Origin of the sequence: Isoptericola sp. NPDC057391 (genome assembly GCF_042668085.1) — a bacterium.
In the GTDB taxonomy this organism is placed as follows: domain Bacteria; phylum Actinomycetota; class Actinomycetes; order Actinomycetales; family Cellulomonadaceae; genus Isoptericola.
Window position 1 is genome coordinate 1 of sequence record NZ_JBHVBO010000114.1, and the last position, 13950, is coordinate 13950.

Here is a 13950-nt window from a genome sequence, read left to right on the forward strand (position 1 = left end):
GGGCAGGCCTCGGGCGACGCCCGCGCCCCGCGCGCCGACGGCGCCGAGGCCCCGCGCCGCTCGCGCCGGGCCACCCGCTCCGCCGGCTCGGCCGAGGGCGACGCCGCGCCGCAGCAGCGCGCGGCGGAGGCGACCGCCGAGCAGCAGCCCGCACGTGGCGGTGACCAGCGCGGCGGCGAGCAGCGCGGCGGCCAGCAGAACGACGCCGACCGCGAGGCGCGCCTCGCACAGCTCGCCGAGGCCGTCGCGGCACCGCGCGAGCGCGGCGGACGCCGCTCCGGCAACGGGCAGAACGGCAACGGCCAGAACGCCGGCCAGGGCGACGGCGACGGCCAGCGCTCCGGCCAGGGGCGCAGCAGCGACGGCTCCGGTCAGCAGCAGCGCTCCGGCGGCCAGGGAGCGCAGGCCGGGCAGCGCGACGAGCAGCGCCAGCGGCGCGACGAGGACGACGAGCGCGGCTCGCGCCGTCGTCGTGGTCGCGACCGCGGCCGCGACCGCAAGCGCAACCGCGGCGGGCGTGCGGGCGGCCCGGACGTCGCCGGCCTCGACGACGTGGAGGTGCGCGAGGACGACGTGCTGCTGCCCGTCGCCGGCGTGCTGGACATCCTCGACAACTACGCGTTCGTGCGCACGAGCGGCTACCTGCCCGGCCCGGGGGACGTCTACGTCTCGCTGAACCAGGTGAAGAAGTCCGGCCTGCGCCGCGGCGACGCGATCGTCGGCGCCATCCGCCAGCCCCGCGAGGGCGAGGAGCCGCCGTCGGGCAAGAACGTGCGCAGCAAGTTCAACGCGCTGGTGCGGCTGGACTCCGTCAACGGCATGACGCCGGAGGAGGCGCGGCAGCGCTCGGAGTTCACCAAGCTGACGCCGCTGTACCCGCAGGAGCGGCTGCGCCTGGAGAACCCCGAGGCCACGCGGCTCACGCCGCGCGTGATCGACATCGTCGCCCCCATCGGCAAGGGCCAGCGCGGCCTCATCGTCGCGCCGCCCAAGGCCGGCAAGACGATCATCATGCAGCAGATCGCCAACGCGATCACCGCGAACAACCCCGAGGTCCACCTCATGGTGGTGCTCGTGGACGAGCGGCCCGAAGAGGTCACCGACATGGAGCGGACGGTCAAGGGCGAGGTCATCGCCTCGACGTTCGACCGCCCCGCGTCGGACCACACGATCGTCGCCGAGCTCGCGATCGAGCGTGCCAAGCGCCTGGTCGAGCTGGGCCAGGACGTCGTGGTGCTGCTCGACTCGCTCACCCGCCTCTCGCGCGCCTACAACCTCGCGGCGCCGGCGTCGGGCCGCATCCTCTCCGGTGGTGTGGACGCCGCGGCGCTCTACCCGCCGAAGAAGTTCTTCGGCGCGGCGCGCAACATCGAGAACGGCGGCTCGCTGACCATCCTCGCCTCGGCCCTCGTGGAGACGGGCTCGAAGATGGACGAGGTGATCTTCGAGGAGTTCAAGGGCACGGGCAACATGGAGCTGCGCCTGTCCCGCAACCTCGCCGACAAGCGGATCTTCCCGGCGGTGGACGTCAACGCGTCCGGCACCCGCCGCGAGGAGATCCTCATGTCGAAGGACGAGCTGGGCATCGTCTACAAGCTGCGCCGCGTCATGGGCGCGCTCGACCAGCAGCAGGCGATCGAGCTGCTGCTCGGCCAGCTCAAGAAGACCAAGACCAACGTCGAGTTCCTGCTGCACGTGCAGAAGACGACGCCGGCCGGGCTCTCGGACGAGAACCCGGGCGAGACGGTCTGATCGTCCCCGTGCGCCGCGCCCGCAGGGCCCGGCGCACGGGCGATGTCCGGGGCGCGTCCGCGTTCTGGCACAATGGTTCGTCGGCCTTCCGGTTCACGGCCCGCTGTCCTGCGGGGCGACCCGGCGGCATCACACCAAGGAGCATCATGAAGTCCGGTATCCACCCCGAGTACGTCGTCACCCAGGTGACCTGCACCTGCGGCAACACGTTCACGACCCGCAGCACCGCGACCTCCGGCAAGATCAGCGCCGAGGTCTGCAGCGCGTGCCACCCGTTCTACACGGGCAAGCAGAAGATCCTCGACACCGGCGGCCGCGTCGCCCGCTTCGAGGCTCGCTACGGCAAGAAGAAGTAGCTGCCTGACCCCTGTCGGGGTCCCTGCGAACGCGCGGAGCGAAGCGAGCACGTTCGTGGGGTGACAAAGCGCCGGTGGTCCGCCCGACAACCTCTCCAGGGGCAGTCGGACGACGGACCACCGGCGCTTCTGCTTTGCCGAGGTAGTTCGCGTCTCGCCGAGGTAGCTCGATCCTCGGTGAGGTAGTTCGCCCCCGGCAGCCCCGAACTACCTCGCGGGGCCCGGGACTACCTCGCGCGGCCCGGAACTACCTCGCGCTCGACTGGGAGACGTCATGACCGACTCGTTCGCCGCCGCGCGGCCGCTGCTCGACGAGCACGCCGAGATCGAGCGCGCGCTGGCCGACCCGGCCGTGCACGCGGACGCGGGCCGCGCGCGCTCGCTCGGCCGCCGCTACGCGGAGCTGAACCAGGTCGCCGCGGCGTACCGGGCGTGGGAGCAGGCGCACGACGACGCGGAGGCGGCCGCCGAGCTCGCCGCCGATGACGAGGCGTTCGCGGCCGAGCTGCCGGGCCTGCGGGCCGCGGCGGACGACGCCGCCGAGCGGCTGCGGCGCGTGCTGGTGCCGCGCGACCCCGACGACGCGCGCGACGTCATCCTCGAGATCAAGGCGGGGGAGGGCGGCGACGAGTCGGCGCTCTTCGCCGGCGACCTGCTGCGCATGTACCTGCGGTACGCCGAGCGCCGCGGCTGGGCCACCCAGGTGCTCGACGCCACGGAGACCGAGCTGGGCGGCTACAAGGACGTGCAGGTCGCGGTCAAGGCGCGCAGCGTCTCCGACCCCGCCGAGGGCGTGTGGGCCAGCCTCAAGTACGAGGGCGGCGTGCACCGCGTGCAGCGCGTGCCGGTCACGGAGTCGCAGGGGCGCATCCACACGTCGGCTGCCGGGGTGCTGGTGCTGCCCGAGGTGGACGACCCCGGCGAGGTGGAGATCGACCCGAACGACCTGCGCATCGACGTGTACCGGTCGTCGGGCCCGGGCGGCCAGTCGGTGAACACGACGGACTCCGCGGTCCGCATCACGCACGTGCCCACGGGGATCGTCGTGTCGATGCAGAACGAGAAGTCGCAGCTGCAGAACAAGGAGCAGGCGATGCGCGTGCTGCGCGCCCGGCTGCTCGCGGCGCAGCAGGAGGCCGCCGCCGCGGCCGCCGCCGACGTCCGGCGCTCCCAGGTGCGCACCGTGGACCGCAGCGAGCGGATCCGCACGTACAACTTCCCGGAGAACCGCATCGCGGACCACCGCACGGGGTACAAGGCGTACAACCTCGACCACGTGCTCGCGGGCGACCTCGACCCGGTGGTGCGCTCCGCCGTCGACGCCGACGAGGCGGCGCGGCTCGCCGCCGCGGGCGGCCGGGGTGACTGACGCAGGGCCGGGCGACGTGCTCGGCGAGGTGCCCGGCGCCGCCGGGGCCGCGCTCCGCTGGGCGACGTCGCGGCTCGGCGCCGCGGGCGTGCCGAGCCCGCGTGTCGACGCCGAGGCCCTGCTTGCGCACGCCCTCGGCGTCGACCGCGCGGAGGCCCGGCGCCTCGCCGTCCTGGACCGCGGCCTGCCGGACGGCGTCGCCGCGAGGTTCGCCGACGACGTCGCGCGGCGCGCGGCGCGCGAGCCGCTGCAGCACCTCACCGGCCTCGCCCCGTTCCGGCACCTGGAGCTCGCCGTCGGACCGGGCGTCTTCGTCCCGCGGCCCGAGACCGAGCAGGTCGCCCAGGTCGCGATCGACGAGGCCGCGCGCGTGGTCGCCCGCGACGGCGCCGCGGTGGTCGTCGACCTGTGCACGGGGTCGGGTGCCATCGCGCTGGCCGTGGCGACCGAGGTCCCGGGCGCCCGCGTGCACGCCGTCGAGCTGGACGCCGCGGCCCACGGGTGGGCGGCGCGCAACGTCGCCGCCGCGACGGGCGACCGGCCGGACGCCGTCGTCCGCCTACTGCGCGGCGACGCGCGCACCGCGCTGCGCGAGCTGGACGGCGCGGTCGACGTCGTCGTGTCCAACCCGCCGTACGTGCCGCCGGGCGCCGTCCCGCGGGACCCGGAGGTGGCCGACCACGACCCCGCCGTGGCGCTCTACGGGCTGGGGGACGACGGGCTCGAGGTGCCGCGCGGCGTCACCGCGGCAGCGGCGCGCCTGCTGCGCCTCGGCGGTCTGTACGTCATGGAGCACGCGGAGGTGCAGTCCGCCGCGGCGCGCGCGATGGTGGCGGGCACCGGCGGGTTCGGGCAAGCGCGCACGCGCGACGACCTCGCCGGCCGGCCGCGGATGGTGGTGGCACGCCGCTCGGCGACGGAGGCCAGGGTTCCGCACGAGGGCCCGCAGGACGACCCGCACGGCGACGCGGACGACCGCCGGGCGGCCGGTCGAACCGTGACAGACTGAGCCCGTGAGCAGCGTGCACGACGTCACCGATCCGAACACCTGGGGCCCTGCGATCGACGAGGCGGTGAACACGGTCTCGCGCGGCGGCCTGCTGGTCCTGCCGACGGACACCGTCTACGGGATCGGCGCCGACGCCTTCGACGCGGAGGCCGTCGCGGCCCTGCTCGCGGCCAAGGGCCGCGGGCGCCAGATGCCCCCGCCCGTCCTCATCCCCGACGTCCGCACGCTCGACGGCCTCGCGACCGAGGTCCTCGACGACGCGCGCAAGCTCGCCGAGGCGTTCTGGCCCGGCGGGCTCACGATCATCCTGCAGGCCCAGCCGTCGCTGCAGTGGGACCTGGGGGAGACGCACGGGACGGTGGCGCTGCGCATGCCCGACCACCCGGCCGCGCTGGCGCTGCTGCGTCGCACGGGCCCGCTCGCGGTGTCGAGCGCCAACGCCACCGGCCACCCCGCTGCCCTCGAGGTCGGCGACGCGCAGGCGCAGCTCGGCGACGCGGTGACCGTCTACCTCGACGGCGGCGACGCGCCCGGCGGGGTCGCCTCGACGATCGTAGACGCCACCGGCGAGCAGCTGCGCGTGGTGCGGCAGGGGGCGATCACGCTCGAGGCGCTCAACGAGGTCGCGCCCGTGCGCGGCGTCGACGAGCCCGCCGACGAGCCCTCCGATGCGACCACCGACGAGCCCTCCGACGGGTCGACCGGGACCACCGACGCGAGCACGCCCGACCGGACCGAGGAGCAGGGCTCCGCCCCCGCGGAGGAGTCCGCCGGGTGAGGGCCTATCTGCTCCTGCTGCTCGTCGCGGCGGCGGTCACGTACCTCGCCACGCCGGGCGCGCGGTGGGTCGCCCGCCGCACGAACGCGATCACCGCGGTGCGGGCGCGCGACGTGCACGTGCAGCCGACGCCGCGGCTCGGCGGCCTGGCGATGCTGCTCGGCATCGTCGTCGCGGTGCTGCTGGCCTCGCAGATGCCGTTCCTCGCGGGCGTCTTCGAGACGGGGCCGCAGGCGTGGGGCATCGTCGGCGGGGCGGTCATCGTCTGCCTGCTGGGCTGGGCCGACGACGTGTGGGACCTGGACTGGATGACCAAGCTGGCCGGGCAGGTCCTGGCGGCGGGGTTCATGGCCTGGCAGCAGGTGCAGCTCACGTCGCTGCCCACCCCGGACTGGCTGTTCATCACCTCGTCGAGGATCTCGCTGTTCCTGACGATCCTGGTCGTCGTCGTGGCGATGAACGCGGTGAACTTCGTCGACGGCCTGGACGGGCTGGCCGCGGGCCTGATCGCGATCGGCGGCTCGGCGTTCCTCCTGTACACCTACGGGCTGACCCAGCAGGCGACGCCGGAGAACTACGCCAACCTCGCGACGCTCATGATGGCCGTGCTGGTCGGGGCGTGTCTCGGCTTCCTGCCGCACAACTTCTTCCCGTCGCACATCTTCATGGGCGACTCGGGCTCGATGGTGCTCGGCCTGGTCTTCGCGGGCTCGGCCATCACCATCACGGGGAACGTCGACCCGGTCTCGATGGGCGCGACGCTCTCCGGCGCGCAGCGCGTCCCGCTGTTCATCCCGCTGCTGCTGCCCGTCGCCGTCGTGCTGCTGCCGCTGCTCGACATGGCGATGGCCGTGATCCGCCGCCTCGCGGCGGGCAAGTCGCCGTTCCACCCGGACCGCATGCACCTGCACCACCGGATGCTGGCCCTCGGCCACTCCCACCGCCGCGCCGTGCTCATCCTCTACGTGTGGGCCGCCGTCTTCTCCTTCGGCGTGGCCGCCCTCGTGCTGTGGGACTGGAAGGCCGTCCTCGCGGGGCTCGGCGTCGCCGTGGTGGTGGCGCTGCTGCTCACGCTCGGCCCGCTGCGCACCCGCGGCCGCTTCCTGGACGACGACGTCGCGACCGGCAGCCACCCCGCGGTCGCCGCCGCGCACCCCGTGCCCGCGACGCCCCGCACCCCGACCCCTCCGGCGGCCGCCCCCGCCGCGCCCACCCTGACGACGCACGAAGGACGCCACCGATGACGACGCCCGACACCCCCGGCCCGACGCCCGACACCTCCGGCCCGGCGCCCGAACCCGCCGCCGCGGGGGAGCACGCCACCGACGCCGAGCGCCGGGTGCTGCGGACGGCGCTGCGGGACACGCTGCTGCTGGTCGCCGCGCTGGTCGTGGTGGGCGGCGGCATCGGCCTGCTGGTGGCCGGCCTGCCCGGGCTCTGGGGCGCCCTGGTGGGCGCCGCCATCGCGGCCTTCTTCTGCGCGACGACGATCTGGTCGATGATGCGCACGGTCGGGGCGAGCCCGGCGCGCATGGCGGCGTTCGTCATGGGCGCCTGGGTGGCGAAGATCGTCGTCCTCATCGTGGTGCTGGCGCTCCTCCAGGGCGCCACGTTCTACGCCCCGTGGGTGCTGATCGCCGTGCTCGCGGTGGGTGCGATCGGCTCCGCGCTGCTCGACTACCGCGCGGTGAACAGCGGCCGCGTGCCCTACGTCCAGCCGTGACCGGGCGTTCTGACCAGGGTGCTTGCGTCGGGCGACCATCCGTCGCCGGGGGCAACGTCGTGCGCTTCTTCACAAGCCGCAAGATCTGGCCGGAAATTCTGCTCCGGGGTGTCGGAGCACCTGTGAACATCCGGTAGGCTGTCCGCGAATCCATGACGGCCAGGTCCGATGGCGTGCCCTCCCCACGGTGAGCGCTTCGGGTCCGTACGACCTCCGGGAGTCCCCCTGTCTACGCCAGCGATCCCCCTGCTGCTCGCCGCTGAAGGTGACGGCGAGTTCCACGCGCCGACCGTCGCGGACTTCTTCCCTCCGGCGATCTTCTTCGAGGGCACGCCCTTCGAGTTCAACCGGGTCATGCTGGTGCGCGTCATCGCCGCCGTCGTGCTGGTGGCCGTCTTCGTGATCGCCGCCCGCCGCGCCAAGGTGGTCCCGGGGCGGTTCCAGAACGCCATCGAGATGATCCTCGACTTCGTCCGGAACTCGATCGCCGTCGAGGTGCTGGGCCAGGAGAACGGGCGCAAGTACTTCCCGCTCCTCGCGACCATCTTCTGCACGGTGCTCGTCATGAACATCACGACGGTGACGCCGTTCCTCAACATCGCCGGGACGTCGGTCATCGGCCTGCCGATCGTGCTCGCGCTGTGGACGTACGTGATGTACCTCAGCGCGGGCGTCAAGGCGCACGGCGTCGGCGGGTTCCTCAAGAACTCGCTCCTGCCGCCCGGTGTCCCGAAGCCGCTCTACCTGCTGCTCGTGCCGATCGAGGCGCTCCAGGTCTTCGTCCTGCGTCCGGCCACGCTCGCCATCCGACTGATGGCCAACATGGTCGCCGGGCACCTCATGCTCGCGATCTGCTTCGCCGCCACGTCGTTCTTCCTGTTCGACGCCGCCGGCGGGATGAAGCTGTTCGGCGCGGGCACGTTCGTCGCGGGCTTCGCGTTCTTCTTCTTCGAGATCTTCGTGTCGGCGCTGCAGGCCTACGTCTTCGCGATCCTCACCGCCGTCTACCTCAACCTGTCCGTCGAGGCGGAGCACTGACCCCCTCGCGGCCCCCGGCCTGAGCCGGACCCAGCCCTACAACTGCACCCATCACGCGACGCCGGGTCACCCGAGTCCCGGCGCCCAACGGAAGGAAACCCAGTGGACGTCACCACCCTCGCCGAGGTCACCGGAAACATCGGCACCGTCGGTTACGGCCTCGCGGCGGTCGGCCCCGGCATCGGCCTCGGCATCCTCATCGGCAAGACGATCGAGGGCATGGCTCGCCAGCCCGAGGTCTCGAGCCAGCTCCGCACCACGATGTTCATCGGCGTCGCCTTCGTCGAGGTGCTGGCGCTCCTCGGCCTGGTCGCCGGCTTCATCGTCCCGGCGTGATGGCTTCCCCCCTGAGCACCTCCACCGCGGACGTCCTCGCCGCCGAGGAGGAGACCACGGCCAACCTCCTGCTGCCGCACACGTACGACATCGTGTGGTCGCTGATCATCGTGGTGATCGTCGGGCTCGTCTTCTACAAGTTCGTCCTGCCGAAGTTCCAGGCCGTGCTGGACGAGCGCACCGCGAAGATCGAGGGCGGCATCGCCAAGGCCGAGAAGGCCCAGGAGGAGGCCGCGGAGGCGCTGAAGGAGTACCACCAGCAGCTCGCCGAGGCCCGCGCGGACGCCGCGAAGACCCGCGAGGAGGCGCGCGCCGAGGGCACCGCCATCGTCGCGGAGCTCCGCACCAAGGCGCACGAGGAGGCCTCGCGCATCGTCGAGACCGCCCACCGCCAGATCGAGGCGGAGCGCCAGACGGCGGCCGTCTCGCTGCGCGCCGAGGTGGGCGAGCTCGCCACCGAGCTCGCGTCGAAGATCGTCGGCGAGTCGCTGCAGGACTCCGCACGCCAGTCGCGCGTCGTCGACCGCTTCCTCGACGAACTCGAGGCCGCGGGCGACGAGTCGCGCACGGCGACCGCGTCGGCCAGCAGCGCGGCCGGCAAGGAGGGCTGATGCGGGGCACCAGCGGAGCATCCCTCGCGGCGGCGCAGGAGCGGTTCGAGCCGGTCCTGCGGTCCGTCGGGGCCGACGCGAAGGCGCTCGGCGAGCAGCTGTTCGCCGTCGTCGCCGCCCTGGACGAGTCCGGGCCGCTGCGCCGGTCGCTCGCCGACCCGTCGCGCAGCCCGGAGGACCGTGCGGCCCTGGCGGGCCGTGTCCTGGCCGGGGGCTTCGACGAGCGCGTCGTCGACCTCGTCACGGGCCTCGCGCGGTCGCGCTGGGCCGGCGACGCGGACCTCGTGGACGCCGTCGAGCGTCTCGGCCTCGACGCCGTGCTGGCGTCCGCCGAGTCGCGCGGCACCCTCGAGACCGTCGAGGACGAGCTGTTCCGGCTGACCCGGGCGCTCGTCGGGCAGCGTGAGGCGCGCCAGGTGCTCTCGGACGGGACGACCGACCCCGAGCGCCGCGCGCAGCTCATCGACTCCCTGCTCACGGGCAGGGTGGACGACGTGACGCTCGCGCTCGCCCGCCGTGCCACGACCGCCCTCCGCGGCCGCCGCTTCGTGGCGACGCTGCTGTGGTACGGGGAGATCGCCGCCGAGCGTCGCCGCCGTCTCGTGGCCACGGTCACCAGCGGTGCCGTGCTCAGCGAGTCCCAGCAGGAGCGGCTCGGCGCGCTGCTCGAGCGTGCCTACGGGCGCACCGTGCAGCTCAACGTCACGGTCGACCCCGCCGTCATCGGCGGCCTGCGCATCCAGGTCGGCGCGGACGTCGTCGACTCCACCGTGCTGTCCCGCCTGGCCGACGCCCGTCGCCGGCTGGCCGGCTGAACCCCTAGGCCCAGCGCCGGCCCCGGTCGGCTACGCAGAACGTGAGGCCGCGCGATACGCGGCCACGACAGGAGAGAGCAATGGCTGAGCTGACGATCCGGCCGGAGGAGATCCGCGCCGCTCTGGACAGCTTCGTGAAGTCGTACGAGCCCGAGGGCGCGGTCAGCGAGGAGGTCGGCCGCGTCACCGTCGCCGCCGACGGCATCGCCTACGTCGAGGGCCTCCCCGGCGCGATGGCGAACGAGCTGCTGCGGTTCGAGGACGGCACGCTCGGCCTCGCCCTGAACCTGGACGTCCGGGAGATCGGCGTCGTCGTCCTCGGCGAGTTCACGGGCATCGAGGAGGGGCAGGAGGTCCGCCGCACCGGCGAGGTCCTCTCCGTCCCCGTGGGCGAGGGCTACCTCGGCCGCGTCGTGGACCCGCTGGGCAACCCGATCGACGGTCTGGGCGACATCGAGAGCGAGGGCCGCCGCGCCCTCGAGCTCCAGGCGCCCGGCGTCATGCAGCGCAAGTCGGTGCACGAGCCGCTGCAGACCGGCATGAAGGCGATCGACTCGATGATCCCGATCGGTCGCGGTCAGCGTCAGCTGATCATCGGCGACCGGCAGACCGGCAAGACCGCGATCGCGATCGACACGATCATCAACCAGAAGGCCAACTGGGAGTCGGGCGACCCGAGCAAGCAGGTCCGCTGCATCTACGTCGCCGTCGGCCAGAAGGGCTCGACGATCGCCTCCGTGCGCGGCGCCCTCGAGGAGGCCGGCGCGCTGGAGTACACGACGATCGTCGCGGCCCCGGCGTCCGACCCGGCGGGCTTCAAGTACATCGCCCCGTACACCGGCTCGGCCATCGGCCAGCACTGGATGTACCAGGGCAAGCACGTGCTGGTCATCTTCGACGACCTGTCGAAGCAGGCCGAGGCCTACCGTGCCGTGTCGCTGCTGCTGCGCCGCCCGCCGGGCCGCGAGGCGTACCCCGGCGACGTCTTCTACCTGCACTCCCGTCTGCTCGAGCGCTGCGCCAAGCTCTCGGACGACCTGGGCGCGGGCTCGATGACCGGCCTGCCGATCATCGAGACCAAGGCGAACGACGTCTCGGCGTACATCCCGACCAACGTCATCTCCATCACCGACGGCCAGATCTTCCTGCAGTCGGACCTCTTCAACGCCGACCAGCGCCCGGCGGTCGACGTCGGTATCTCCGTCTCCCGAGTCGGCGGCGACGCGCAGATCAAGGCGATGAAGAAGGTCTCCGGCACGCTGAAGCTCGAGCTGGCGCAGTACCGCTCGCTCGAGGCGTTCGCGATGTTCGCGTCCGACCTCGACGCGGCGTCGCGCGGCCAGCTGGCCCGCGGTGCGGTGCTGATGGAGCTGCTCAAGCAGCCGCAGTACACGCCGTACCCGGTCGAGGACCAGGTCGCGTCCGTGTGGGCCGGCACCAAGGGCAAGCTCGACGACGTCCCGGTCGAGGACGTCAAGCGGTTCGAGTCCGAGATGCTCGACCACCTGCGTCGCCACACCTCGGTGCTCTCCACGATCGCCGAGACCGGCAAGCTCGAGCAGGACACCGAGGACGCGCTGGCCGCGGCCGTCGACGAGGTGCGCAACGGCTTCCTCAAGGCCGACGGCACGCCGCTCGTCGGCGGTGACGCCCAGGGCGAGGCCGCGGACGTCGAGCAGGAGCAGCTCGTCGTGCAGAAGAAGGCCTGAGCATGGCCGGTGGAGCCCAGCGCATCTACAAGCAGCGGATCAAGTCGACGCAGTCGCTGAAGAAGATGTTCCGCGCGCAGGAGCTGATCGCGGCCTCCCGCATCGGCAAGGCGCGGGCGCGCACCGCCGCGGCGGCACCGTACGAGCGGGCCATCACCCGCGCGGTGTCCGCGGTGGCGACGCACACGTCGACCAAGCACCCGCTGACGAGCGAGCGGCACGACACCGACCGCGTCGCGGTCCTCGTGATCGCGTCCGACCGCGGCATGGCCGGCGCCTACTCGGCGTCGATCATCCGAGAGACGGAGCGCCTGGTCGCGCAGCTGCAGGACGAGGGCAAGCAGGTCGAGCTCTACGCGACCGGCCGCCGCGCCGTCTCGTACTACAGCTACCGCGGGCGCCAGCTCGCGGGGCAGTGGTCGTACGGCTCGGACAGCCCGGACTCCGACGTCGCCGGCGAGATCGCCGACACGATGCTCGGGGCGTTCCTCGCCCCGGCGGACGAGGGCGGCGTCTCGGAGCTGCACGTCGTGTACACGCAGTTCGTCAACATGGTCACCCAGCGCCCGCGCGTCGTGCGGATGCTGCCCCTCGAGGTCGTCGAGGGCGTGGCCGTGCCCGGCGAGCACGACGCGTTCCCGCTGTACGACTTCGAGCCGTCGCCGGAGAGCGTCCTCGACGCCCTCCTGCCGCGGTACGTGCGCAGCCGCATCTTCAGCTTCATGCTCGACGCCGCGGCGTCCGAGCTGGCCGCGCGCCAGCGGGCGATGCACACGGCGACGGACAACGCCGAGGACCTGATCCGCACCTACACCCGCCTGGCCAACCAGGCCCGCCAGGCGGACATCACCCAGGAGATCAGCGAGATCGTCTCGGGTGCCGACGCCCTCGCGGCGTCATGACGCCCACCCTGACACCCGGAACGAACCCTTCGAAGCGAGGCAAGCAATGACCGCCACCACCGTGGAAGCCCCGGTCGAGCACCAGAGCGGACCCGGCGTGGGCCGTGTCGCGCGCGTGATCGGCCCCGTCGTCGACATCGAGTTCCCCGAGGACGCGATCCCCGACATCTACAACGCCCTGACGGTCGACATCGACCTGTCGTCGCAGGGCGAGGGCGAGAAGTCCTTCACCCTCATGCTCGAGGTCGCCCAGCACCTCGGCGACTCCCTGGTCCGCGCGATCGCGCTGAAGCCGACCGACGGCCTCGTGCGCGGCGCCGTCGTCACCGACACGGGCGCGCCGATCAGCGTGCCGGTCGGCGACATCACCAAGGGCAAGGTCTTCAACGTGACCGGCGACGTGCTGAACGCCGAGCCGGGCGAGAAGATCGAGATCACCGAGCGGTGGCCCATCCACCGCAAGCCCCCGGCCTTCGACCAGCTCGAGTCGAAGACGCAGATGTTCGAGACGGGCATCAAGTCGATCGACCTGCTCACCCCGTACGTCCAGGGTGGCAAGATCGGCCTCTTCGGTGGTGCGGGCGTCGGCAAGACGGTCCTCATCCAGGAGATGATCCAGCGCGTGGCGCAGGACCACGGCGGTGTGTCCGTGTTCGCCGGCGTCGGCGAGCGCACCCGTGAGGGCAACGACCTCATCGCGGAGATGGAGGAGGCCGGCGTCTTCGACAAGACGGCCCTGGTCTTCGGCCAGATGGACGAGCCGCCGGGCACGCGTCTGCGCGTCGCCCTGTCCGCGCTGACGATGGCGGAGTACTTCCGCGACGTGCGCAAGCAGGACGTGCTGCTCTTCATCGACAACATCTTCCGGTTCACGCAGGCCGGCTCCGAGGTGTCGACGCTGCTCGGCCGCATGCCGTCCGCGGTGGGCTACCAGCCCAACCTGGCCGACGAGATGGGCCTCCTGCAGGAGCGCATCACCTCGACGCGCGGTCACTCGATCACCTCGCTGCAGGCGATCTACGTGCCGGCGGACGACTACACCGACCCGGCTCCGGCGACCACGTTCGCCCACCTGGACGCGACGACCGAGCTCTCCCGCGAGATCGCGTCGAAGGGTCTGTACCCGGCGATCGACCCGCTGACCTCGACGTCCCGCATCCTCGACCCGCGCTACGTGGGCCAGGAGCACTACGACGTCGCCACCCAGGTGAAGTCGATCCTGCAGCGCAACAAGGAGCTGCAGGACATCATCGCGATCCTCGGTGTGGACGAGCTCTCGGAGGAGGACAAGACGGTCGTCGCGCGTGCGCGCCGCATCCAGCAGTTCCTCTCCCAGAACACCTACATGGCGAAGAAGTTCACCGGCGTGGAGGGTTCCACCGTGCCGCTGAGCGAGACCATCGAGGCGTTCAAGAAGATCGCCGAGGGCGAGTTCGACCACATCGCCGAGCAGGCGTTCTACAACATCGGCGGCCTCGAGATGCTCGAGGAGAACTGGGCCCGGATCCAGAAGGAGTACGGGGCCTGACGGTCTCGTCCCGCCGCGTCGCCC

Annotated in this window: 14 protein-coding genes; all 14 read left to right on the plus strand. The window is 72.4% G+C overall.

What is annotated here, in order from left to right:
• A partial coding sequence (gene rho / locus ACFUVW_RS14150) for a transcription termination factor Rho (RefSeq protein ID WP_430571965.1) occupies positions 1-1752 on the plus strand: 1752 nt, incomplete at its 5' end.
• Between the two features lie 146 nt (positions 1753-1898).
• Positions 1899-2108 (plus strand): 50S ribosomal protein L31, encoded by a 210-nt coding sequence (rpmE, locus tag ACFUVW_RS14155; protein ID WP_429735102.1) that lies wholly within the window; start codon positions 1899-1901, stop codon positions 2106-2108.
• A gap of 274 nt (positions 2109-2382) precedes the next feature.
• Complete coding sequence (prfA, locus tag ACFUVW_RS14160) at positions 2383-3477, plus strand: peptide chain release factor 1 (RefSeq protein ID WP_430571966.1); 1095 nt, start codon at positions 2383-2385, stop codon at positions 3475-3477.
• Positions 3470-4486: a peptide chain release factor N(5)-glutamine methyltransferase gene (prmC, locus tag ACFUVW_RS14165; protein ID WP_430571967.1), complete on the plus strand. Its 1017-nt coding sequence runs from the start codon at positions 3470-3472 to the stop codon at positions 4484-4486. Before prfA ends, prmC begins: the two co-directional genes overlap by 8 nt.
• Positions 4487-4499: 13 nt before the next feature.
• Positions 4500-5264, plus strand: a complete 765-nt coding sequence (locus ACFUVW_RS14170) for an L-threonylcarbamoyladenylate synthase (RefSeq protein ID WP_430571975.1) — start codon at positions 4500-4502, stop codon at positions 5262-5264.
• Positions 5261-6508: a glycosyltransferase family 4 protein gene (locus tag ACFUVW_RS14175; protein WP_430571968.1), complete on the plus strand. Its 1248-nt coding sequence runs from the start codon at positions 5261-5263 to the stop codon at positions 6506-6508. The genes ACFUVW_RS14170 and ACFUVW_RS14175 overlap by 4 nt, the downstream gene beginning before the upstream one ends.
• A complete protein-coding gene (locus tag ACFUVW_RS14180) occupies positions 6505-6987 on the plus strand; it encodes a hypothetical protein (RefSeq protein ID WP_430571969.1) in 483 nt (160 codons plus the stop codon). Before ACFUVW_RS14175 ends, ACFUVW_RS14180 begins: the two co-directional genes overlap by 4 nt.
• A gap of 168 nt (positions 6988-7155) precedes the next feature.
• Positions 7156-8025 (plus strand): F0F1 ATP synthase subunit A, encoded by an 870-nt coding sequence (gene atpB, locus ACFUVW_RS14185; protein ID WP_430571970.1) that lies wholly within the window; start codon positions 7156-7158, stop codon positions 8023-8025.
• Positions 8026-8127: 102 nt separating this feature from the next.
• Complete coding sequence (locus ACFUVW_RS14190) at positions 8128-8361, plus strand: ATP synthase F0 subunit C (RefSeq protein WP_416345648.1); 234 nt, start codon at positions 8128-8130, stop codon at positions 8359-8361.
• Positions 8361-8972, plus strand: coding sequence for a F0F1 ATP synthase subunit B (locus ACFUVW_RS14195; protein WP_430571976.1), 612 nt, complete (start codon positions 8361-8363; stop codon positions 8970-8972). The genes ACFUVW_RS14190 and ACFUVW_RS14195 overlap by 1 nt, the downstream gene beginning before the upstream one ends.
• Positions 8972-9787: a F0F1 ATP synthase subunit delta gene (locus ACFUVW_RS14200; RefSeq protein WP_430571971.1), complete on the plus strand. Its 816-nt coding sequence runs from the start codon at positions 8972-8974 to the stop codon at positions 9785-9787. The genes ACFUVW_RS14195 and ACFUVW_RS14200 overlap by 1 nt, the downstream gene beginning before the upstream one ends.
• 80 nt (positions 9788-9867) lie before the next feature.
• A complete protein-coding gene (atpA, locus tag ACFUVW_RS14205; protein ID WP_430571972.1) occupies positions 9868-11496 on the plus strand; it encodes a F0F1 ATP synthase subunit alpha in 1629 nt (542 codons plus the stop codon).
• A 2-nt stretch (positions 11497-11498) separates the two neighbouring features.
• Complete coding sequence (locus ACFUVW_RS14210; protein WP_430571973.1) at positions 11499-12398, plus strand: F0F1 ATP synthase subunit gamma; 900 nt, start codon at positions 11499-11501, stop codon at positions 12396-12398.
• 46 nt (positions 12399-12444) lie between these two features.
• Positions 12445-13926, plus strand: coding sequence for a F0F1 ATP synthase subunit beta (atpD, locus tag ACFUVW_RS14215; RefSeq protein WP_430571974.1), 1482 nt, complete (start codon positions 12445-12447; stop codon positions 13924-13926).
• Positions 13927-13950: the final 24 nt, after the last annotated feature.